Annotated in this window: 19 protein-coding genes; 10 read left to right on the top strand and 9 right to left on the bottom strand. The window is 54.5% G+C overall.

The genetic code is table 11. From position 1 onward, the window contains the following. Positions 1-31: 31 nt before the first annotated feature. Positions 32-1,561 (bottom strand): sigma-54-dependent Fis family transcriptional regulator, encoded by a 1,530-nt coding sequence (locus GBEM_RS12600; protein ID WP_012530953.1) that lies wholly within the window; start codon positions 1,559-1,561, stop codon positions 32-34. Between the two features lie 275 nt (positions 1,562-1,836). Here GBEM_RS12600 and GBEM_RS12605 point away from each other — a divergent pair, with 275 nt between their 5' ends. The 7 genes from GBEM_RS12605 (at position 1,837) to GBEM_RS12635 (ending at position 9,230) form a co-directional block, all read left to right on the top strand. Beyond that, positions 1,837-2,739 (top strand): DsbA family oxidoreductase, encoded by a 903-nt coding sequence (locus tag GBEM_RS12605; RefSeq protein ID WP_012530954.1) that lies wholly within the window; start codon positions 1,837-1,839, stop codon positions 2,737-2,739. Between the two features lie 84 nt (positions 2,740-2,823). Then, positions 2,824-3,429, top strand: a complete 606-nt coding sequence (locus GBEM_RS12610; protein ID WP_012530955.1) for an isochorismatase family protein — start codon at positions 2,824-2,826, stop codon at positions 3,427-3,429. Positions 3,430-4,000: 571 nt separating this feature from the next. Beyond that, positions 4,001-4,318, top strand: a complete 318-nt coding sequence (locus tag GBEM_RS12615; protein WP_012530956.1) for a DUF190 domain-containing protein — start codon at positions 4,001-4,003, stop codon at positions 4,316-4,318. A gap of 50 nt (positions 4,319-4,368) precedes the next feature. Continuing rightward, positions 4,369-5,883, top strand: coding sequence for an efflux transporter outer membrane subunit (locus GBEM_RS12620; RefSeq protein WP_012530957.1), 1,515 nt, complete (start codon positions 4,369-4,371; stop codon positions 5,881-5,883). After that, positions 5,880-7,448, top strand: a complete 1,569-nt coding sequence (locus tag GBEM_RS12625; protein ID WP_012530958.1) for an MFS transporter — start codon at positions 5,880-5,882, stop codon at positions 7,446-7,448. The genes GBEM_RS12620 and GBEM_RS12625 overlap by 4 nt, the downstream gene beginning before the upstream one ends. Before the next feature lie 4 nt (positions 7,449-7,452). Beyond that, entirely contained in the window at positions 7,453-8,502 is a 1,050-nt protein-coding gene (locus GBEM_RS12630; protein WP_012530959.1) for an HlyD family secretion protein, read from the top strand. 95 nt (positions 8,503-8,597) lie between these two features. Beyond that, a complete protein-coding gene (locus GBEM_RS12635) occupies positions 8,598-9,230 on the top strand; it encodes an FMN-dependent NADH-azoreductase (protein WP_012530960.1) in 633 nt (210 codons plus the stop codon). Positions 9,231-9,879: 649 nt separating this feature from the next. On the opposite strand, the gene GBEM_RS12650 is transcribed toward GBEM_RS12635, so the two are convergent. Beyond that, a complete protein-coding gene (locus GBEM_RS12650; RefSeq protein WP_041262756.1) occupies positions 9,880-10,149 on the bottom strand; it encodes a hypothetical protein in 270 nt (89 codons plus the stop codon). Between the two features lie 315 nt (positions 10,150-10,464). Between GBEM_RS12650 and GBEM_RS21810 the strand changes: the two genes are divergently transcribed. After that, positions 10,465-11,160 carry a PEP-CTERM sorting domain-containing protein gene (locus GBEM_RS21810; RefSeq protein ID WP_012530963.1) on the top strand — a complete coding sequence of 232 codons (696 nt, stop codon included), beginning with the start codon at positions 10,465-10,467 and terminating at the stop codon, positions 11,158-11,160. A 61-nt stretch (positions 11,161-11,221) separates the two neighbouring features. Here the strand turns inward: GBEM_RS21810 and GBEM_RS12655 are convergent, their stop codons facing one another. Genes GBEM_RS12655 through GBEM_RS20420 form a run of 4 tightly spaced genes read right to left on the bottom strand, consistent with a single transcriptional unit; the run spans position 11,222 to position 17,582 of the window. Further along, complete coding sequence (locus tag GBEM_RS12655) at positions 11,222-12,598, bottom strand: response regulator (protein WP_012530964.1); 1,377 nt, start codon at positions 12,596-12,598, stop codon at positions 11,222-11,224. A 13-nt stretch (positions 12,599-12,611) separates the two neighbouring features. Beyond that, positions 12,612-12,992 carry a response regulator gene (locus GBEM_RS12660; protein WP_012530965.1) on the bottom strand — a complete coding sequence of 127 codons (381 nt, stop codon included), beginning with the start codon at positions 12,990-12,992 and terminating at the stop codon, positions 12,612-12,614. A gap of 58 nt (positions 12,993-13,050) precedes the next feature. Further along, positions 13,051-15,540 carry a PAS domain S-box protein gene (locus GBEM_RS20415; protein WP_012530966.1) on the bottom strand — a complete coding sequence of 830 codons (2,490 nt, stop codon included), beginning with the start codon at positions 15,538-15,540 and terminating at the stop codon, positions 13,051-13,053. A 14-nt stretch (positions 15,541-15,554) separates the two neighbouring features. Further along, positions 15,555-17,582: a PAS domain-containing protein gene (locus GBEM_RS20420; protein WP_012530967.1), complete on the bottom strand. Its 2,028-nt coding sequence runs from the start codon at positions 17,580-17,582 to the stop codon at positions 15,555-15,557. Positions 17,583-17,904: 322 nt separating this feature from the next. On the opposite strand from GBEM_RS20420, the gene GBEM_RS12675 reads away from it, so the two are divergent. Next, on the top strand, positions 17,905-18,546 hold the full coding sequence (locus tag GBEM_RS12675; RefSeq protein WP_012530968.1) for a PEP-CTERM sorting domain-containing protein: 642 nt from the start codon (positions 17,905-17,907) through the stop codon (positions 18,544-18,546). A 380-nt stretch (positions 18,547-18,926) separates the two neighbouring features. On the opposite strand, the gene GBEM_RS21255 is transcribed toward GBEM_RS12675, so the two are convergent. Both GBEM_RS21255 and GBEM_RS12685 read right to left on the bottom strand, forming a co-directional pair. After that, a complete protein-coding gene (locus GBEM_RS21255; RefSeq protein ID WP_148212912.1) occupies positions 18,927-19,364 on the bottom strand; it encodes a hypothetical protein in 438 nt (145 codons plus the stop codon). 124 nt (positions 19,365-19,488) lie between these two features. Then, the gene (locus tag GBEM_RS12685; RefSeq protein WP_012530969.1) at positions 19,489-20,139 is read right to left on the bottom strand and encodes a hypothetical protein; all 651 of its coding nucleotides are present in this window, start codon (positions 20,137-20,139) and stop codon (positions 19,489-19,491) included. 199 nt (positions 20,140-20,338) lie between these two features. On the opposite strand from GBEM_RS12685, the gene GBEM_RS12690 reads away from it, so the two are divergent. After that, the gene (locus tag GBEM_RS12690) at positions 20,339-22,216 is read left to right on the top strand and encodes a methyl-accepting chemotaxis protein (protein WP_012530970.1); all 1,878 of its coding nucleotides are present in this window, start codon (positions 20,339-20,341) and stop codon (positions 22,214-22,216) included. Positions 22,217-22,219: 3 nt separating this feature from the next. Here GBEM_RS12690 and GBEM_RS12695 read toward each other — a convergent pair whose 3' ends face one another. Next, a complete protein-coding gene (locus GBEM_RS12695; RefSeq protein ID WP_012530971.1) occupies positions 22,220-22,486 on the bottom strand; it encodes a DksA/TraR family C4-type zinc finger protein in 267 nt (88 codons plus the stop codon). Positions 22,487-22,723: the final 237 nt, after the last annotated feature.

Genomic DNA, 22,723 nt, shown 5'->3' on the forward strand with positions numbered 1-22,723 from the left:
AAAACCAGCATCAACTTCTAGCAGCCAAAAGCTATCCAGTCCTCCTGCCAGACTTCAAACCGAGTTTGCCCATCCGCCCTCTCAAGGTATTTGGGTTGATACCGAGTAGTTCTGCCGCACCTCCCGGCCCATGTATCTTCCCATTCGTCAATTTTAGGACGTTGCTGATATGCGCGGTCATGGCTTCATCAAGACTTATATGGCCAGCAGCTTTACCTTCAATTACATGTTTAAATTCGCCACCCTTGTCATCCGACAGCAGAGAATCGAATCTTAACTGCCCTCCTCGATGCCGGATCAACTCCCTCTCCACCAAGTTTTCCAGCTCCCTGACGTTCCCCGGCCACCCGTAGTTCATCAGTCTCTCCAACGCACCTGGCACAATGGCGGGTGGGATGGCTATGCCAAGCTCACGGCATTTAACCATCACAAAATGTCGGGCGAGAGCAGGAACATCTTCTCTTCTTTGTCTTAGCGGCGGCACGATTATCGGAAACACGTTCAATCTGAACCACAGATCCTCCCTGAACCGGTTTTCGGTGACCATGCTCTCGAGGTTTCGGTGGGTCGCCGCTATCACCCTGATATCCACTGGGATAGGCCTATCCCCTCCCACCCGTTCTATTTCCCTTTGCTGAAGCACCCGCAAGAGCCTCACCTGCGCCTGAGGCGGCAGCTCCCCGATTTCATCGAGAAAGATGGTCCCCCCAGTTGCCCGCTCGAAGCGGCCACGCTTTTCGGTGACTGCTCCGGTAAAGGCCCCCTTTTCGTGGCCGAAAAGCTCGCTATCTATAAGGCCCTCTGGGATGGCGCCGCAGTTCACCTTGATGAAGGGGCCGTCCTTGCGCGGCGAAGCAAAGTGGATGGCATTGGCGATCACTTCTTTCCCGGTCCCGGTTTCTCCCATCAAGAGCACCGTATTGGAAAGCGGAGCCACCTGTTGGACCATTTCCATGACGTTTCTCAGCCCCGTGTTCCCGCCGATGATCTCGTCCCCCAACTTTGGCGCCAGTTCGCTGCGCAGGAAGCGGTTGTCGTCCAAGAGTATGTCCCGGTATCTGACCACGGCTTCGTGGGCTAATGCGTTGGCAAGGGCCATGGCAAAGGGCTCGACAACCACCGAAAGCAGTGCCATGTGGTCTGATGTGTACCTCTTTTCGCCTTTTGCCCGCAGGATCAGGAAGCCGATAAGTTCGTCTTCGATACGCAGAGGCATGGATAGGTCCGAGCACCCCTCAAGCTTGATTAAGGGGGCGAAGGTACGGATCCTCTCGTCCGCATCCGAAGCGTTCAGTATAAAGGGAGCGCGCAGTCCGCCGAGCCACTCCCAGACCCCTTCTGGAAGCGGGACGATCTCCACCGGCGGCCTGTGGCCTACCGAGGCGAACGCGATACGACGGGTGGCCCCCAGGCTCTTGTCCGGTATATCGAGGAACATGTGATCGATTGGGAAGTGATCCCGCAAGTACTCGAAAGCCCTCTCGAAGGCGATGTTGATCTGCAGGCTGCTGCAGATCCTGAGCGTCACTTCTCTGAAGAATTCGTCTTTTTCGACAGCCATAATAATTAAACGCTCCGCTAAACAGAATTGCTCATCCACTGTAACGCTATGCTGTCAGTGACGTGTTTTGAAATTGTCATATTCAGCAAATTACCGGATTACGCAAAGTCTGGCAATAGCCAGTTGTCATATTTGGTTTTTAATTCCTACCCATCCACCTTATTATCCTGTTTTTGCAATATTTTTTGCTTGGCACGCATATCGCTTTGATTTCAAATCGCAAATGATTCGCCGAAGGCATTTGCCTGATTTTCACCAAAAAATGGAGGTATACAATGAGCAACGTGATCGAAATCGTCGAATTCACCGATCCGGTTTGCACCTGGTGCTGGGGCAGCGAGCCTGTTCTGCATAAGCTGGAAACTAGATATGGCGAACAGGTAAAAGTCAGTTTTATCATGGCAGGTTTGGTTAAGGACATCACGGCGTTTTACGACAGCTACAACGACATCGGAGGAGACCCGGTCCGCTCCAATAGGCAAATCGCAAAGCATTGGCTTGAAGCTTCCCAGCGTCACGGAATGCCTGTAAAAATCGATGGATTCGGGTTGTTTTCTCGGGAGCGGGTGTCTTCGTACCCGTTGAATATCGCTTACAAAGCAGCACAAATACAAGATCAAACCATGGCCAACAGATTTCTTAGGCGCATTCGTGAAGCATCTGCTGCCGAGGCGAAGTTGACAAATACGACCGAGGTATTGGTAGAATTGGCCTCCGAAGTAGGTCTGGATGTCGCCCGCTTTGTGGAGGATTTTTCCAGCGGAGCCGCCCAGGAGGCTTTCGAGCAGGATCTCGCGACAACGGAACGATATAATGCCCGAGGTTTTCCCACTTTTCTCGTGCGATTTGCTGGAAAGGAGACTCTTCTACGTGGATACAGGAGGTATGAAGATTTCAAGGCTGTGATTGGACTGATGACAGAAGAAACAATTATTGAGCGGCCGACTCCCGCCAGCGAAGAGGCAATCTTTGCCTTTATACGAAGATACGGCTCAGTCGCACCCGTCGAAATCGCAACGACCTTCGACCTGACTGGTGGAGAATTGGCATCCACGCTGGCTTCGCTTGTGCTCAAACAGACAATCGTGTGCCGTGAAGCGGGAAATGGATATTTTGTATCCCCCAAAATTAGTTCAGCGGCTTGCGATACTGCAACCGGCATCTGCAAGGCAGTTTGACCGTAAACTAGAAAACGTTAGTCCCCATCCAGAAAAAGGCCTTGTCAAATCAGCTCCCTAAATCCGATACAGAAGGAGACAGTCATGAAAACCGAAAAATTCACAGCGACAAACGCAGCCATGCTTCTCATCGATCATCAAGTCGGAACCCTAAGTTGGTGCTGCAACATCCCTCAAGAATTGATCAAAAATAACACACGTGCGCTGGCTCGCGCAGCGAAGGCGCTGGATATGCCTCTGATTCTCACAAGCAGCATGGAAGAATACACACAGGGGCCCCTACTCAAGGATTTGGAAGAGATCGCACCGGAAGAGTACGCTCGCCGGGTGAAGCGGTTCGGGGTAGTGAACGCTTGGGATGATCCCAACTACAAGGCGGCTGTCATGGCAACCGGACGGCGGAATCTCATCATCGCGGGTCTCACTAACGATGTTTGCATCGTTTACCCGGCGATAAGCGCAGTAGAGGAAGGCTTCAGCGTGCAGGTAGTAGTCGATGCCGGCGGTTCTCCGACCCAGATCGCAGATGAAACCGCCTTGAGGCGCATGGAGCGTGCGGGGGTGACTCTCACGTCGACCAATCAGCTCATCGCCGAGCTGGCGGGCTCGTGGACAAACGAAGGCGGCTCCAAACTGATCCAGATATTGTTCGAAGAAGTGTTGGTACACCTCGGCAAACCGTCTGCCTAAACGGCCTCTGTACAATCTAGCATGGCATTTTGCCCCTCAGGAGCCATCCTGTGGGGCAAAATGCCATCAGAGGTATCAGTCGGAGCCGGCTGAGGCGATCTCCGACTTGTTCTCTTTCACCACACCATATTTCACATCGAATTTGTTCTTTTTCCCCTCAGTGCACTTGAATTGATCCCTCCTACGCCTCCTGGGCCATGAATTTGCCATTTATAAAACCTGTGCGCAATGCAGACATATTGCATCGGCTAGATTTGATGGGCCTGTTTTCGCTCTCTTTGGCAACTTGTGCAGCGCAATGGCATTGCCTTATTCAGTAAATTGTTGAATTTGACAAAACAAAGCGATGCTGTTTTGTTTTATTTGGTGAATAGCCAAACCGTACGCCTGCAACAATCTGTTATCACTATACAATTTATTTGGCATGGATGTCGCTATGGCAATCGTAAATTGATCGCCGTAAGTCTTAATGTCGGTCGTTTTCTAGTTTCACGAGACAGGGGTATTACCAATTACGCCCCCAATACCGGATCTCGCTACCATTCATAAAGCAATATGGGAGGGAAAGACAATGTATGGGTACCAGTTGACATTTTTTACCCAGCAGGATCGAACACATAAGAATCGGTGTCTGGGGGAATGGCTCATCGAGGAGGCGCTTTGCATGGGCATCAAAGGCGCAACGATGTTCACTGCAGCAGAAGGTTTTGGTCGAGAGCGAAAGCTACACTTCGTAGGATATTTTGATGTCTCCGATCAACCGATAGAGGTCTCCATGGCGGTCAGCGAGGAGGCGGCCAGCATATTTTTAGAACATTTGAAACAGGAAGGAATCGATGTCTTTTATATCAAGTCGCCTATCGAATTCGGCACAACAGGGAATCGGTAAGCGATCCGACGGCTTTACAAGCTTCGTTTAACACTTGTCTGGGGTAGATCATGCGGTTTGGAAATGAAAACGACTTTGACATGACTGGAGAGTTCGCAAACCGGCCGGATGCACGAAAATACATCCGCCACTTGCCCGTGTTCCTGAGCCTTGCCTTCCTGGGCGCATGTGCCGTCGGCCCTGATTTCAAGAGGCCGGTGAGCACGCCTCCCGCGCACCTCATGGAGACCACCGGCGAAACCGGCAGGCAGAGCCAGGTAGTGACGGGGAAGATGGAGACGGCATGGTGGACGCTGTTCAACGACGAGATTCTGAGCGAACTTCAGGAGCGCGCTCAGAGAGGGAACTTCGATCTGCAGTTGGCGGCTGCGCGTCTGGCGCAAAGCCGTGCGCAGACCGGCATAGCTAATTCTGCAGGGCTTCCGCATCTCAGCATAGGCGGCTCCTATGCGCGGGCCGCAGACAGCGCTAACGGCCAAATGGCGCTACTTGGCGCTCCCGACACCCCCTACGACATTATGCAGGCGGGATTCAACGCGAGTTGGGAAATCGACATGTGGGGGCACGCCCGGAGGACCAGCGAGTCTGCCGCGGCATCGCTGCAGGCAAGCGCGTTCCAACGAGAAGGGGTGCGCGTGTCGCTTGCCGCCGAGGTAGCCCGCACCTACATCCAGTTGCGCCACGTCCAGACGCAATTGGACATTACCCGCCAAAACCTGGCCATTGCCGAGAATGCCCTGAAGCTGGCGGACAGTCGTGTAAAAAACGGCATAGCCACCCGCTTCGAGTCGGCAGCATCATCAGCACAGTTGGCGTCGACCAAGGCGCTGATCCCTCGCCTGGAGGAGCAACGTGACGCGCTGATGAATGCCCTCGCCTTGCTGCTTGGCGAACCTCCTCGTACCCTGGATGCCATGTTGACACCGACGCACCAAATCCCGCCCGTGCCAAGCGAGGTGCCAATCGGTTTATCCTCTGAACTTGCTCGCCGTCGCCCCGACATCCTCCAAGCCGAAGCACGTCTTCATGCTGCAACAGCTGCCATCGGTGCAGCCAAAGCTGACTTTTATCCGCGCATCAGCCTGAACGGCAGCCTTGGTTTCCAGTCCCTCAACCTGGATACCTTCGGCAACTGGGCATCGCGCACCTTCGCGGTGGGACCGACTCTCTACCTGCCCATCTTCGAAGGGGGGAGGCTGAGAGGCACGCTTGCCCTTAGCGAGGCCCGTCAACAGGAGGCGGTGATCGCCTATCAGAAAACGGTGCTGCATGCCTGGCACGAGGTCGACGATGCGTTGAGCTCTTATTCCGAGGTACAGCGGCGCGGCGAACAACTGGCCCTGGCCTTCGGCCAATACCGCCAGGCTTACCAAGTTGCGCTGCGTCGCTATGAGCAGGGTGCCGCCGAGTACCTGATGGTCCTGACCGCACAACGCTCGTTATTGGCCAGCCAGATGGAACTTGCGGACAACACCAGCCGAGTTTCGTTAGCCATGGTCAACCTGTACAAAGCGCTGGGGGGGGGATGGGCAGCCCAGACGGATGAAAAGGGAGGGCAGCGATGAGCGCGAATCAGGCTACGCCCGCTCCCCCACCTGCCGGCAGCATGCCAGCGGCTCCGTTCAATGGCCGTCTGCTCACCGGTTTTATAGGTATCGTGATTTCCGCCATGATGGCGGGTCTCAGCAACCGCGTCGGTGCACTGGCCTTGGTCGATATTCGCGGTGTACTCGGCCTAGGGGTAGACGAGGCGAGTTGGCTTAATACCGTTTACATAGCTGCGGAATTGATCGCCATGCCTTTCTCTATCTGGTTGTCAACGATCATGTCCCTGCGGCGCTTCCACATGCTGGTAACCGGCTTATTCGTTCTGCTTTCTTTTGTTATTCCCTGGATACACGACTGGTCAGCCTTGTTGATGTTGCGCAGTCTTCAAGGGTTGGCGGGCGGCATGCTGATACCAATTCTGATGGTGGCAGCACTACGTTTTTTCCCTTTGCCGGTTCGCCTGTATGGCATGTCGCTATATGCCCTGACGGCTACTTTCTCGCCCAATCTCGGATTCTGGCTGGCCGGCACCTGGGTCGATATCTTGTTTGATTGGCGGCTGATTTATTGGCAAAACCTGCCTCTGGGACTGCTGGCGATCGTGATGGTGTATTGGGGAATTCCTCAGGATCCGACCAGACCGGAACGCTTTAAACAGACCGATTGGTTCGGCATGGTCTGTGGCGTGATTGGGTTAGGAATGATCGCTATCGGGCTAGACCAGGGCGAGCGAATGGATTGGTGGCGCTCGTACTTGATCTGCTGGCTGATTGGCGGTGGTATATCAATGACAGTGGTTTTCCTTATCTGTCAGTGGTATTACCCGATCCCATTCATAAAGCCGCAGTTGCTTGTACAAAGACGAAATCTAGGAATGGGCTTCTCAATTTTCGTTTTCCTGCTGATGGTCATGTTGTCCAGTTCAAAACTGCCGGCGATGCATCTTGAAGCCCTATGGGGCTACCGCAGTCTGCAAAACAGCCCAATCGGGCTGCTCATTGCAGTGCCTCAACCGATTCTATCGCTGGGGGTAGCCTTATTGCTGTACCGAAAATGGGTAGATGCCCGCATTGTGATGGCATCTGGAATAGCTTTAATCGCTGCTGCTTGCCTTATCTGCACACATATCACCTCCAGCTGGATTATTGAACAACTGGTGCTGGCCCAAGTTTTACAGGCCGTCGGGCAGGCCATGGCCGTGGTTTGCCTGTTGTTCCTGACGACCAGCGTTGTGCAACCGATGGAAGGTCCATATGTGGCCGGCACCATCAATACCCTGCGCGCCTTCGGAGTAATTTTCGGTGGTGCTGTGATCGGTCATTTCTTCCGTCTGCGTCAGCATTTTCATTCGGAGATGCTGGTGGACCGCATCGGCCTGATTTCCGCGAGTATTCCGCTATCCCAAGACAACCTTGCCGCATTAACCGACAGTGCTCGTCAGCAGGCTTTTGTTTTGGCCAATGCTGACAGCTATCGGATGCTCGCCGCGCTGGCGGTGCTGCTCATACCTTTCGTATTAAGAATGGATTACATAGCGGCTCCGGCCAGGCAAACCTCAGCACCTATCACAAAGAAAGGATAAGACAATGGCATTTCCAAAAACAGCAATGATCATCTCCGGCCTCGTTTTAGTGTCCGTAGTCGGAGCGGGTATTTACCTTCTCAATCGTCACCAATCCGATGCGGGTATGCAATCAACCGATGATGCATATGTGCGGGCGGATTTTACCTTGGTAGCCCCGCGGGTAAACGGGCAGATAGCTCGTGTTCTTGTGGATGATAATGAAACCGTAAAGGCTGGTCAGCTGCTGGCTGTAATCGACGACCACGATCTTAAGGTTGCCGTACAGAGCGCACAAGCGGAGGCAGGAGCAGCGCAGGCCGCCATTGAAAGCCTGAAGGCAACCATCAAGCGAAATGCGTCAACCATTCAGCAGGCTCAGGCTGCCGTAAGGTCGGATGAAGCTTCGATCGCCCTCGCTAAGGCCAATGCCGAGCGTTATCGGAATTTGTCAACTGATGGTTCAGGAACTCGCCAGGAAGCTCAGAATGCGGATACCCAATTACAGGTGCACCTGGCAGCGCTCGACCGCGACAAGGCAGGGGTAGAAGCAGCCCGACAGCAAACCTCGATACTTGAAGCCGATCTGAAAAAAGCGGAAAGCTCACTGGAGCGTGCGAAGGCCGTACAGGCTGCCGCCGAGCTCAACCTTTCCTATACCAAGATCGTCGCTCCCATAGACGGGACCATAGCACGCCGTTCCGTGCGCCAGGGCGCATTCGTCACCACCGGTATGCCTTTGCTGGCAGTGGTGCCGCTGGATAAGGTGTATATCGAAGCCAACTTCCGCGAAACACAACTTGCCCGCATTCGCCCGGGACAATCCGTTACAATCCGTGTTGATACCCTGCCTGGCGTGGTGCTGTCGGGCAGCGTCGCAAGTTTATCGCCGGCAAGCGGTGCTTCATTTGCCCCTGTAGCTCCGCAGAACGCAACTGGCAATTTCACCAAAATTATTCAGCGCTTGCCGGTTCGCATAAGTATTACCCCCGGACAAGTCGCCAGCGGGCAGTTACGAGTTGGCATGTCCGTACAGCCAACGATTGAGATCTGTGAAGGCAAGGGGAGCGTTTAAAGACAGCCCAAGGCGGGTGAGGAAGGATAAACAACCAAAGAATATTGGGGAATGCCTCCAATAGACTGTAGAAAATCACTAAGAAGGAGAACATTATGGCAAGACTACTCTACGTTACCTGCAACCTTAAACCTCTGGAGATTTCCCGGAGCCTCTCGGTCGGGAACGAATTCCTGCATGAATACCTCAAACAAAATCCTGACGACGAGGTGCATTTTCTCGACCTTTACCGCGACCACATCCAGCGGATCGATGCCGATGTTCTCTCCGGCTGGGGGAAACTGCGGAGTGGCGCGAGCCTTGCGACCCTCTCCGACGACGAGCAGCGCAAAGTCAGCCGCATCTGGAAGCACGCAGACCAATTCATCGCAGCGGACAAGTACGTGTTCGTGACACCGATGTACAATCTCGGCTTTCCGGCGGAATTCAAGATGTATATAGATGCGGTATGCGTGGTCGGCAAAACTTTCACATACACCCCTGCCGGCGCTGTCGGTCTTTTGAAAAACCAGGGCAGAAAGTGTCTCCATATTCACTCGAATGGCGGCTTCCATTACGGCAAGGAAGAGGACCACTCCGTCCCTTATCTCAAATCAATTATGGGCTTCATGGGGATCGAAGACTTTGAATCGGTCGTCTTGGAGGGGGTCGACGCCATGCCGGACTTGGCAGAAGAATTCAAACAAGCAGCCGTAATAAAGGCCCATCTAGCCGCGCAGAGCTTTTAAGGGATGAAAGGGGTCGTATTGCTAACCTTGTTCGCCTGGGTCTGCGTCTGTCTGATAGCCTTTTTCCATAAGAGAGAACGGTGAGGAGCTGGCAGAGCCCAGATAGGCACCGCCGACCGGCCTCGGTCCTGGGGCCCGGGCATAGGCGAACCGGGGGGGGCGCAGAAGTCGCGGCGCCCCCCCTCCCCTGCTGTCACTTGCCGGGTCTCCGCTATTCCGGAGTCCAGAAGCGTCCCTCCTTGCCGAGCTTTTTCAACGACAGCAACAACTCGGATGCGTACTCATTAACTCTTGACACATAGTCCGGCTGCAGACGATTCCTGCAGAGGTTCCCGCCGAAAACCGACGCCCAATCGGATAAAGGCATGACGGACTCAGCCGAGGCGGAATCATAATGGGACCAGTTCCTCACGTGCTCTTCCGACCGGAAGAGATTCATGCGGCTTCAAGCCGAGCCCCATGTCACTTCTCCCGTCAACGCCTTCGAGAACGGGATATTCATGTGCCCTGCTACCATTGGCGGATTGACCTCCAGTATCTCGTTGTCACGCATCCTGATGGTGATCGGTTCCCCGCAGTCAAGGCAATTGGTGTCGATACGGATCTCGGTATTGGGAAATAGCCAGCGCACGGCCAGCACTTCGAGGCCTCACTGGCCGTACCACTTCTGCTGTCCCTCGACCGTCACACGGTATTGGGTCGGTACATTGGAAAAAGGCGCCCAGGACTCGACCAGATCCGTGTCTTTGACGAACCAGCAGCCTATGACGGACTCGGCCGCCTTGTGCTGTGCCTGCCTCGCTTCTTCGGGCGACACCCTGAGAGTTCCCGCGAGTTCGGTGTAGTGCGGTGCCCGCCCCGTCTTCTTGAAATGCTCCACGACAGCAGTGTAAGCTCGCTGCACTAATGTGTCTTGCATACGCTCCTCCCTTTCAACGTGGAAATGCTCAGTAGGAGTCTACCTGCCTTTCTTTGAATTGGAAACTACTCACAAACAAAAGATCAACTTCCAGCCAGACGCTGACACAAATCTTGTCGTTCTGACATAGCCACACCCTTATGAGCAAAAACTGTCGATGTCTCTTACAAAGTATTGAAAGAACGTCGATTTACTTAACATCATGCCGCGGTCTGCGCTTACCCTAACACAGACATTTAAGGTGTTTAAGTGCTTGGCTCTATATTTGCTGCCTACCCACTTTTTGTCAAATCCAAAGGAACAGGGAGGAAGGCTATGAAGGCTACCAGCAAGATCATCGTCAAATTGTGTCTGTCTGTAGCGCTTTTAGCTGTCGCAGTTCCGGCAGGGGCCGTCCAGATCAACTTTACGGGCGGGACAGTGGTATTGGCCGATAGCTCGACCGGCACCACCAACAACAGCTTGAACTTCAGCAACGTGGCCTATTACGACGAGGGGGGATTCAGACTGAGGTTCATAGACCAATCGGCTACCTCCTTCAGCTCCTACATCGGTGACTACTATAACGCCAGCAACGACGTCATACATGGTCACTGGGCCACCGGCGATTACGGCACCCTCACGAAGATCCTGGTAACGAAACTCGACGGTTCAGCTTTCGATTTGAATTACTTCGTACTCACGAGCAATACCGAGGTCGGCGGGTCTTTGGCGACAGGCAACGAGCAGGCCTACATCCACGCCTCTACCGACGGGGTCTCCAGCAACTACTTCGAAACGCTCCCCGCGGAAAATTGGGGCTTCCCCGCTACCCAGGTCTTCCTCGGCTCGCAGTTCGACGACATCAAGGCGTTCTGGTTCACCTCCGGGCCTCGTGTGGACTGCTTCGGCATGGACAACTTCTATATCGATGAAGAAGCTCCGCCTGCCGTGCCCGAGCCGTCCACCATACTTCTGCTAGGCGCAGGGCTCGCGGGTCTGGCTGTGTGGCGCAAGCGCAAGGCAGCATAAGATCTAACCGGCATTCCATAGAAAGAAAGGGCCGCGGCATTACGCCACGGCCCTTTTCATTTCAGATCTCGATCCTGAACTCTGCACCGTCGTTGACATTCCGAGCGGTTAAACGCCCCCCCATTTTTGTCTCGATGATCGTTTTGGACATGAACAGACCGACCCCGGATCCCTTCCCCTGGGCTTTGGTTGTAAAAAAGGGGTCAAATATTTTACCGATGATTCCTTCCTCGATGCCTCCGGCTGTGTCGGTAATCGTTACTACTACCCTGCCATTTTCTGTCCATGAACGCACGGCAACCCGGGCATTGAGCGTCCGTCTCTCAAAAATGGTATCCCTGGCGTTCAACAGTATGTTCAAGATCACCTGACCAAATTCGTTTGAATACCCGTCAACTTGAGGTTGACCAGTTGAACTGACATCTATGGCAATTTGCTGTTCCTTGAAACTTTCTTCTATGAAAGAAACTGCTTTCGCTATAATCTGTTCCACATTGAACAATGACTTCTGTGTGTCGGGAGCAGAGAAAACACGGAAATCATCGATAGTCTTGGACAATTGAAAGATGATTTTCAGGGCTTCGCCGACGTTGGCATCAAGGAATTCATGGTCCAATTCCTTGACCATTTCCAGTTCCTGAAGCTTCAGTGCGACGACGTTGAGCGGTTGGCGCCAGTGATGGGCAATGTTGCTCAGCATCTCACCCATCGCCGCCACTCGGCTCTGCTGAGTCAGCATCTGGTCCTTTTCCCGGAGTTCTTCCATCGCCCGGATCCGTTCCGCCGTTTGAGTCTCCAAATCGTGATAGGTTTTCGACAGTTCCACGTTTTGCGCGGCAAGTTCCGAACGATTTATTTCCAGTTCCCTGGTCCGCCCGGCGACCCGTTTTTCCAACTCTTCATTTGTTTTTAATAAGACCGCTTCGGCCTCCTTAAGACGGGTCAGAGCGTCTTGAAGCTCCCCGACCTTCTCCTCGAGCTTCGCCGTTACGATTTCGTCATACTTTTTGAGGAAGTGCTTTTCCTCTTCCACGGGCTCAACGTACTGGCTTGCTTTTTTCCCTGCCGATAGTTTCTCCAGGACGGCAGCAATGAGGTTCCACAACTCTTCCGGCTCCTTCGGCTTAACGATAAAAGTCTCGGCACCGAGCGAGAGGGCCAGTTCCTCTTCCTTGTAGCCGGTATAGACGGCGGAGTAGAAGATAAACGGGATGTCTTTGAGTTCCGGTTCCATCTTGATCAGACGCAGGAACTGAAATCCATCCATCCGCGGCATCAAGGCGTCCGAGATGATCAGGTCCGGCTTGTTGATCTGAGCCGTCTCATAGGCCTCCTCGCCGTTGCTGGCTTCCCAGATGGTCTCAAAACCGTGGTGCTCCAGGGTTAAGCGCAACAGTTTTCGATCATTACTGTTGTCGTCAACGACGAGCAATTTCATTGTCAGACTCCATTCATTTAGTGGCGCGGGAAATTCCCACAGCCTTCTCGATCTGCTCGACGATGGTAATCGGATCGATGGGCTTTTCGAAATAGCCGTCGCAGCCGGCCGCCAAGGTCTTCTCCCGATCGCCCGTCATGGCGTTGGAAGTGATGGCCACGATCGGGGCCGCCTTGTCAGGCGACGCTTTGCGGATTCGGCGCGTAACCTCATACCCGTCGAAATCCGGGAGGTTGATGTCGACGATGATGAGATCGAAGCTCGATTCCAAGGCAACACTTACCCCCGCGGCTCCTGTTTCGGCGGAGGTCACCTTGTAGCCTGCCCGTTCCAGAGCGAACCTGATCAAGCCAAGGTTGTCCCGATTGTCTTCGATAACCAGTACCTGCTTCATAACTTCATACTCCCTGATGTTCCAGTCCACCCGATAAAAGGCTGCCAGCCTTAGACGATCAGGACACGCGTTCCTTCGCCTCTGCATCGGCGCCGACCGTGACCGGAATCCGGATGGTAAAGGTCGAACCTTGTCCGACGGCGCTGACAAAAGTTATCGTCCCCCCCAGCACCTCCCTCACCAGCTTGTTGGTAAGGTAGAGGCCAAGCCCGGTTCCGGAAACCGTTCCCCTGAGCGAAGAGTCAAGCCGTCGGAAGGGCTGAAACACCAGCTTGGCATCCTGCTCGCTGATGCCTATCCCGGAGTCGGCCACGGAGATTTCGGCCCAGGTCCCATCGAAATTTACTGCGAGCTGAATCGATCCTTCTACCGTGTACTTCATGGCATTACTGAGCAGGTTCAACACAGCCTGCAGCAGCCGGCGCCGGTCGGCCAGCAGTTGCAGGTGGATATTGGTGACGGGAAAGGCCAACCCCTTACCCCTGATTTCGGGCTCCAGCTGCTGGGCCGCCTCCTGCACCAGATCGAAGAGGTCGAACTCCTCATTATGTACCTCGATTTGACCCGCTTCGATCTTGGAAACGTCGATGACGTCGTTTATCAGGGAAAGGAGGTGCTTGCCGGCGCGCAGTACGATGGCCAGATTCTCCTTCTGGGTCGGCTGCAGAGGTCCGAGCCACTCATTGAGGATGATGCTCGAATACCCTATCACCGAATTCAGCGGGGTGCGCAGCTCGTGGCTCATGGACGCGATGAACATCGACTTCAGGCGGTCGACTTCCTTGAGCTTCTCGTTGGCGGCTGCGAGCTGGGCGCTCTTCTCGTTCAGTTCCTGGGTCCGCTCCGCTACGCGGGTCTCAAGATTGAGGTTCAGGGCGGTCAGTTCTTCCTCTAAACGTTTGCGGTCGGAGATGTCGATCCCTATCCCTATCAAACAGGTCTTGCCATCGATCTCGGTTCTCAAACCGGTGAAGAAGTATGGGGCGCTGCTGCCGTCTTTGGCCACGAACCCGGCCTCCACATTCGACGCCCCTTTGACGAAGACCTCTTGTATCCTGCTCTGGAGCAGCGCCTTATCCTTTTCTACGAAAAAGTCCAGCGGCTGCAGACGCAAGATCTCTTCCGGCGCATAACCGGTAACCCGCTCGAAGTTTTTGTTCCACCTGAGGAAGTTCATCTCCTGGTCGTATAGATAGACGACACCGGGAAGGCTGTCGATAAGAGCTTCCGAGAAGGCGTGCTCGCGTTTAATCTCGGCCTCGGCATGTTTGCGATCGGTGATATCCTCGACGCTGGACCAGATGAAACGGGCTTTGTTACGTTCAATGATGCGACCATGGAGCCGGACCGGGACCAAGCGGCCGTCCCTGCGGCAGTACTCCTTCTCGTACGGACCATAAAAGCCCACCGTTTCGAGCCGTTCAAGTCGCATTCTTTCCTGGTCCTCGTATTTCTCAGGAGTTATCTCCCAATAGCTAAGTCCCAGCGTCTCTGCGACTGTTCTCCCCAAAATGTCGGCATAAGCAGTGTTCACGTCCACGAGCACACCGTCCATGCTGCATAGGGCAAGGCCGATAGGAGAGAGTTCGAACAAGGTACGGTTATAATTTTCGATCTCCTTCAGCGCCGCCGTCCGCTCTTGAACCGCATTGCGGAGGCGCCGTTGCCGATCGTAAATCTGGAAGACAATGAAAGCGAGACAGGACGCAGTAAAAAAGGTCCCCAGCCTGAAGATCAGGAGATCTCTGCGGACGGGAGCCTCCCATCCGCCTTTTGGAACGGCTGCAAGTTCCCAGTAGCCTTCAGGAAGCCCGATGTGCAGCATGACCGGCGACTTGGCGAATATCCCGGCGTCACCGTAAAAAACCTTCCCGGCTCGATCCCGCACCGTCATGTCAAGGCGATCTTGACGATCCAGTCCCGCCTCTGCGAGAACTGACGGGATATCGATGACCAAGGTCGCGAACCCCCAGAACTCCCCCTTGGCGAAGACCGCTTTGCGCGCCACCACTCCGAGGCCTCCTTGACGCAATTCATAGGGGTTGCTCAGAGTGGTGCCCCGGCTGTTCAAAGTCCTTAAGGCATCTTCCCGCGTTAGTGGAGCGAGAAACAGATCAAGTTCCATCGCCCGCTCGTTTCCTTTGACCGGGTAAAGGTAACGGATGACGCCTTCCCTGGTTATGGCAAAAAGGCGAACGTCCTTGGCCCCCGCATGGAGCCCAGCGGCATAAACGTCGAACCGTCTCCCGAAATCCGACTCAGAAGTATTCGCCTCGGTAAAGGCATAAAGCCCTTCCAGGAGTGCGACCCTCCTGGTGATGCCGGCCGACAACGCATATCCCTTGGTGCCGAGGAGGATTGCGGCAGATCCGCGTTCTTTGCCGGCCAGATATCCCTCATATATCCGGTTAGCGACAAGGCAACCTATCACGGCCAGGACCAGCAGGAAGAGCAGTGCCGTCAATGACTGCCGCAAGGAGGAATACACTGTCCGCCCGCGCCTTCCGGGTATTTCCGGATCCGTATGTTGTCCTGAGGTGAGATCCATCTTGGTCTTCTCCTTCAGGCAGCGGGTTTGCTGTCAATCTCGATCCTGAACTCTGCACCGTCAACTATGTCACGAAAGGTGAACCTCCCGTTCATCCGTTTCTCGATTATCTTTCGCGCCAAGGACAGCCCGAGCCCGGTCCCCTTCTCCGGGGGTTTAGTCGTGAAATAGGCATCAAAGATCTTGTCCCTAATCTCTTCGGGTATTCCGCCCGCATTGTCCGAGATAGTGAGGACCGTCTTGCCGTCCTCAGAAAAGGTCCTGATCGTGATGGCACGGTTCGCTATCTCCTCGCGGGCCAGAAAGGCGTCCCGCGAGTTTACCAGAAGGCTGAGCAGCACTTGGCAGCACTCTCCGATGTAGCCGTAGATATCAGGATCCCCCGATTGGTCTGCATGAACCGTGATCTGCTGGGTTTTTAGGACACCTTCTATAAGGGCGAGCGTTTTCCTTATCATCTCCCCGGCCTTAAAGACCTCTTTTTCCTTGCTCGGCTTGAAGAAATCCCTGAAATCGTCGATAGTTGCGGACATGTGCATAACAAGTTGCCTCGCCTTATCCATCTGCGCTTTCAGGTATTCCTCCGTGAATTCGCCACCCCCGTACACCATCGGCATTTCCTGAACGATTAAGCCCATGATGTTAAGAGGCTGACGCCACTGATGCGCTATGTAGCCGATCATCTCCCCCATTGCCGCCAGACGGCTCTGATGTATCAGCAGGTTCACGCTCTCGATGCGCTCCTCGGTCTCCCTTTGTAAGGTCTCAAGGGCTTGGCGCAACTCGGCCGTCCGTTCCTTCACCCGTTTATCCAGTTCGTCGCGGACCTTTTCCAGTTCCCGCTGGATCCTTTTCTGCTCGGTGATGTCAAGGAAAGCCCCGATTGCGCCACGGGCCTTGCCTGCGCCATCGAAAAGCGGCACTGCATTGCCAATAACCTCACAAGATGTTCCGTCGTTGAAGACAAGGGTAAGCTCGTAATCATGTACTTCCTGCCCCCTCGCAGCCATCTGGACGGGAAGTTCCTCCGGGGAGAGCTCTCTGCCGTCCTTGAACCCATGGAAACTGTTTGCGAACTCGCCCTCGGGGGCAGACGCCGATACGCTTTTCCCCTCTGGTACGCGTAGCATTTCACGAGACTTGCGACTTCCCGACATATCCCGGCATTCGGGGTCGTGTGCTATGAAGGTGATGGCTGGCACGGTATCCATTAATACTGCTAACTCGTTTGCTCGAGCACGCGCTTCGTTCTCGCTGTGTCGGAGTTGCTCCTCAAACCTTCTTTGGGAAGTGACGTCATAGTTGACCCCATGCATCCGAATTGGCTTTCCCTTTCGACTGCGTGATAACCGCGCTCGTGCGGCGAGCCAACGGATTTCGCCATCCGGACGGACGATGCGGAATTCATGGGAAAAATTGTCTCCGTGATCCAGCACCTCACTAAGGAGGCGTTTGAATTCCTCGCGGTCATCGGGATGTACCCTCTCAAAGAAAGCATCAACCGGCTCCAGGCCTCCTCCCTTGGTGTCGCCCAGCAGATCGTATTCCTGGTCGCTCAACTCGCATTGATTCGACGTCACATCCAAAGTCCACATACCCATCTTGGCGCCCTCCAGTGCCAGGCGCAGACGTATCTCGCTTTCCTCCAGTCTTTCAGCCGCCAGCGTTCTTTCCTTGGCGATTTTTATCTGCGCTTCTGCGGTTTCAGCGCGACGCATCTTGTAGGCGGCATACGAGATGATGCACCCTTCCAGCACGAAGACGGCGACGTAGAGTTGCTCCTCGAAGTCTCGTATAGCAAAATTCGAGCGCGGCTCGATTGAGAAGTATGCCGCCGAAAGTGCCGACAGAAGCGTCGCCGTCAGTCCCCCTTCCAGCCCGAGGTAAATCGCCGACACGGCAACTGCAGGATAATAAATCAGTAAAGGGTGACGTAGGCCCAAGGGCTGCAGCAGCTTCACTCCCACTACCGTGGCCAAGAAAACCAGCAGTGCGCTGGTAACCATGCGCAAAAGTCTGCTTGTTATTGTGAGTTTTTCCATAAGAGCTACCTTTTTGGCTTCACCGCTGCACGCTATCACGCATGGCTGCTAGAAGGGATATTCTAACTCTCCAGGAATATTTAGGCAATTTAGGCAAGCGGAAGCCTGGCGTCGGACTTCTTTACGACCGTGTCGGATTAGCTTGCATATCGTGCCGCAATTTCAGCCTCATTTACCTCTGTTTTTCGGTGCTTTATCTAATTCCGCGGCGGTTGTCGCGTACTTACAAAACAGCGTTCCATCGGGCACAAACATTGCTCTACTGAACTTCTGTGTACTTTGGGGCGGCGATTCAGTAACCAAAAAAAAGGGGGGGGGTACTATGACAGTCAAATCATTAGTGTTCTTGACGGTTTTGTCGTTTCTGGTTGGTCTGCCTGTTCATGCACGGGCTGTCCTCATCAACTTTGACGATGTGGCAGCCGGCACGGTGATCAACAACCATTACTCAGGGGTGACCTTCACCAAACTTCTCAATGGGCAATACGGTGGGGATATCTATGCCAACGGGACGTTCCCAACAATGAGTGAATCAAACCCCAACGTCGTGTCGATTTTCCAATCGACCTACCCAGGCTTCGACAACAGGTTCGGTACAATCCGGGCGACATTTGCCACAGCTCAAAATTCGGTGAGTATTGATACAATCCTCACGGCCGCCCCTGAGGGATTTGGAACCACCGGGATCGGTTACATGAAAGCCTATGATGCCCTTGGACATCTTTTGGGGACCGATACCACTTCGGTTTTAAATGTTTACGAGACCTTGACTGTTGCTGCACCGAACATCTCCGACATCTTTTTTACGGTCCAGTTCATGGAATTTCCTACCTACGGCGCGTTCGATAATTTAAATTTCACCACCGGGGATACTACGCCGCCGATACCGGAACCCTCCACCATCATCCTTCTCGGTGCCGGCTTGGCAGGGCTTGCCTTAGCCAGGAGGAGAGTGCGGCAGTAACGCTTCCCGCCAAATTCCGACAGCGATTTGAGTGGCAGAAGGCTTCCAGAAATGGAAGCCTTCTTTCGTTTGCCCGCTCAAGCTCCGCTTCGTTCGCGCCGCTGACCTCTTGAACCCATATGTCCCCCCTAGGCCTTCTCGGCATAGTAGGCGGTTCTGCCCGGCAGGTTGGGAGCAACTGCTTTTCGGCAAGTACAGCGCTGTATTCAAAAGCAGTGGTGATACCGATCTGCCTGTCGGCGGTGGCAAAGGCAAACCAGCTAAGAACTCCTATTGCTGCACCTATGCAATAGGAGACCACGATTTTTGTCTCAGTAGATCCATCTTTAGCCTCCTGTCCCTTGACCGAGTACTAACTTAACACCAACAATCTACCCCGCTTACTTCGTGGCACGGTTACGCGAGGCGGGCGTACGAGCTTCGCAGTCGTGGGTATAAGCTTCGCAGTCGCGGGTACGAGCTTCGTAGTCGAGGGTACGAGCTTCGCAGTCGGGGGTACGAGCTTCGGAGTCGAAGGTACGAGCTTCGCAGTCGAAGGTACGAGCTTCGGAGTCGAAGGTACGAGCTTCGGAGTCGAAGGTACGAGCTTCGGAGTCGCGGGTACGAGCTTCGCAGTCGGGGGTACGAGCTTCGGAGTCGAAGGTACAAGCTTCGGAGTCGAAGGTACGAGCTTCGGAGTCGAAGGTACGAGCTTCGGAGTCGCGGGTACGAGTTTCGGAGTCGCGGGTACGAGTTTCGGAGTCGCGGGTACGAGTTTCGTCATGGGGGGGATAAGACTCTAACTGCTTTTCACGGCTAAAAAAAGTCAGGCTGGGCAAAAGGATAAGGAGGGAAGTACCGACGGAATCGAAGGCAAAAAGATGACTTGATGGGTGGTGGGAATCGGGGGTGCCATGGTGGCACCCCCAGGATGATGTACAGGCGGGTACTTTAGCGAGCGGTTCAGGAGATGGTCGCGCTCATGACAGCAGACCAGGGACCAGGCCCATCCTGTCCATGATGCCTCATTCGAAAGAAGGTGTTTCCAGGTTCAAGGTTGTCCATGACCATGTTCCGTGCATCCGGGAAGATCGCCTTGTGGAACCAGTCTTCCTCCAAGGAGGGGTCCTTCCTGTTCAACTGGATTTCATTGTTGAGCGCGCCGGGCATTGCCGTGGCGCTACCGATTGCCCTCCTCGGGTCCCCTGAGTTGACAACGGTAAAATCAGTCGGAGAGGTCAGGGGTAGCTTTGGCGTCCTACTGTGGGCTCTGCGCTCCTGGGAGATGGTGAATCCGGTGGTCAAAAGGGCATCGGGGTTCCGTACCGATGCTGATTCCAGCAGCGGCGCGACCTCATCTAAAAGAGTCATTATCTCCTGCATCAGCCTGTCCCGCTCGCGAATCAGGATCCGATCACCATTACTGGCCAAGCCGTACGACACCGCAATGGCGTCCACCTTCTCGAAAAGCTGCTGCCGGACCGCCACATTGCCCCCCCATACCGAGTCGGGGTAGTTCGGGTTGTCCGTCAGACAGCGCTTCACCTTCTGACAAAATGATAAGAACTTCGCTGGAGTAGTTTTTCTATAATCGCGACTAACCCTTTTAGGCATCTCCCCCTCCTTCGCTCCGGTTCTTGCTACTTGAGCCTTTAGACTGGTTAGAATTTTATAATCTGGTAAAGAGTATAGAGCGTCCGAGGTGTGTCAAGGCGCGGACATCCATTTTTTTGGATACCTGAAAGCAGGCTGGCAACTGCGCTGCAGAAGGGGTAATGCGCAGGTAGGTGCGACAAATATGGGAGGGGCGGCCATGGTCGATCCTGCGGAAAAAGAAGCTGTTCATACCCTGTTGAATGCGTACCAGCGTTCTTCAAAGCGCAAATCCCCCTTCTTCCTGATAGCCCGAATAGGTTCCGGCTACGCCGCTATGGCAGCCTTCACCATTTTGGCGCTCTTTTTTTCGGCGCTGAACCTGACGGCGATCAACAAGACCGCCCGCGAGATCACCTATAGGGACCTCCCCGCCATCAGCGCCCTGATAAAGTTGCGTGCTTCGTTGCAAGCGCAGGAGCGCTACGCGGGTAAATACGCCATCCTCAAAGACTCCGCTTTTGTCGACCTATTCCGTACTCGCGAAAGGGAGTTTGTGGCCAATCTGAGGATACTGGAACAGACAGGGCCGATCCAGGACCTGGCTGAATTGAAAAGAAACTACCTAACTTACCAGCAGGCGGCGCAAAGGCTTCTCGGGGGTAATCCCGCAGACCCGGCCTCGCATAGGGCATCCGCGGCCCAGCTCTTCGAATCGATAAACAGCGTGTACGTGAAGCGCCAGGCGAAGCTGCATGCCGTGATAGAACACGCCGAACTTCAGCGGAAGTCCGCGATCAAGTGGACCATCATAATTGCCTGCGCCGGCTTCTTGCTTACCGCCTGGATTGCTCCCTGGGTCACCAACCGCATTTTCCGCGCAACCAGAAAGTTGCAGCTCGCTACCCACCGCGCTTTGTCAGGTGACTTCTCTTTTCCTCCACAAATACAGGCGAACGACGAGATTCTCGATCTGGCTGACGATGTCACCACTATGACCAAAAAACTTGCCGAACTCGAAAACCTGAACTTTGGCCCAAAGCAGCATGCCGGAGACCTGACCACCGAGATATTCATAGAAGAACAGGTGCAAAGGGGAACGGGGTGTGCCTTGTGCGATATACGAATGAACGCCTTGGATGTTGTGGTGGCTCAGCATGGATTCCGAAAGGCCGCGGATTTGCTGCATCTGACCGGCAACCTGCTCCGCCGCGCAGCCATCGAGCACGGTTGCGCCGATGGTTTCCTTGGCCATGTCGGGGGTGACAGCTTCATTGTCGCAGTGCCGCCGGACAGGGTTGAAAGCTTTTCCAAAAGGGTGATAGACCGCTTCGAGACCGAGGTGCCGGCGGTGCTGAACCCCGGCGCGGCGGAAGAGGATGCCGACCCATTGAGCCCCCACCGCCCCGCGTCGGTCACCACAATTACCATTTCGACCATACTTTGCGGTTCGGGTCAGGCGCCCGCTGCCGCGGAGGTCGCCAGGGCCATGGACAGCTTCAAGGGCAAAAGGTCGGGGAATTTTTTTCGGAGCGGATGGGACATGGTTTCCTTCCCCTTTGTCGCCGTCGTGCTGGCCGTGAGTCTGTTAAGCGGCTGCGCCACGATGCAGCACCAGGAGGGAAGGCAGCCAACCGGGCCTCAAATGAAAGAATCGACCCAGCACGCGACCGAGGCCTGGTCCTGGAGAAAGATGATGGGGAGACAGTTGGACCAGGCGGTCAGGGCCATCCAACGCAAAGACACGCAAGGCGCCGCCAGGAGGCTCAAAACCATCGTCAACCAGCGCGATGTCCCTGGAGTGACCGACGAGGCGCTCTTCCGCCTCGCCCTGCTCTCGATGAATCCTAGTATGGAGAGGCCTGCATCCGAGAGGGGGATTCAGTTGTTGAAACGGCTAAAGCGGGACTTCCCCAGGAGCAGTTGGGCCGTCCAGGCCGAGCCGCTGCTGGAGTTGGTTGATGTGGCCGAGAACCTGAAGGCCCAGAGCAGGAGTTTGTCGAACGCCAAGGAAGCGGTTGATGCGGAGAACAGGGACCTTGCTACCAAGCTGAAACAGTTGAAGCGGCTGGATATGGAGCTAGAGCGTACGCCGTAATAATTACTTCAACTGACTGTCCTTGCTGCCTCTACGATTGTAGAGCGTCTCCGCCTTCTGCCTCTTTTCGATTTCCGATTGGCAGCTGACACAATAGCGTACGCCCGGCACAGCCTTGCGACGCGCTTCAGGTATGGCGGCCTCGCATTCCTCGCAATAGGTTAAACTTTCCCCGGCAGGGAGCCGGCTCTTAGCGAGTTGGACTGCGGCTTCCACCGTAGCATCTATTTGTTCCTGCACCGCCCCATCCCGGGACCAACCGACTGCCATGACCTTTATTCCCCTTGATTGTCGAGCTTAAATTAACTACGGACAGTGGTCTTCGGGATAACTTAACCTAACTGGGGACCAGTATATCCTTCTGTCCGAAAAGATTGGGTTTAATTGCTTTCATGCTGAAAGGCGAACGCCAACAGCCAAAACCTAGCTCCAGGTATCGCAGAGTAACGAACATGAATATGAAGCAATAAGGTATTGCTCCAAGTATGGAGTCGGTAGTAAGTTGTC

Origin of the sequence: Citrifermentans bemidjiense Bem, from assembly GCF_000020725.1 — a bacterium.
GTDB lineage: Bacteria > Desulfobacterota > Desulfuromonadia > Geobacterales > Geobacteraceae > Geomonas > Geomonas bemidjiensis.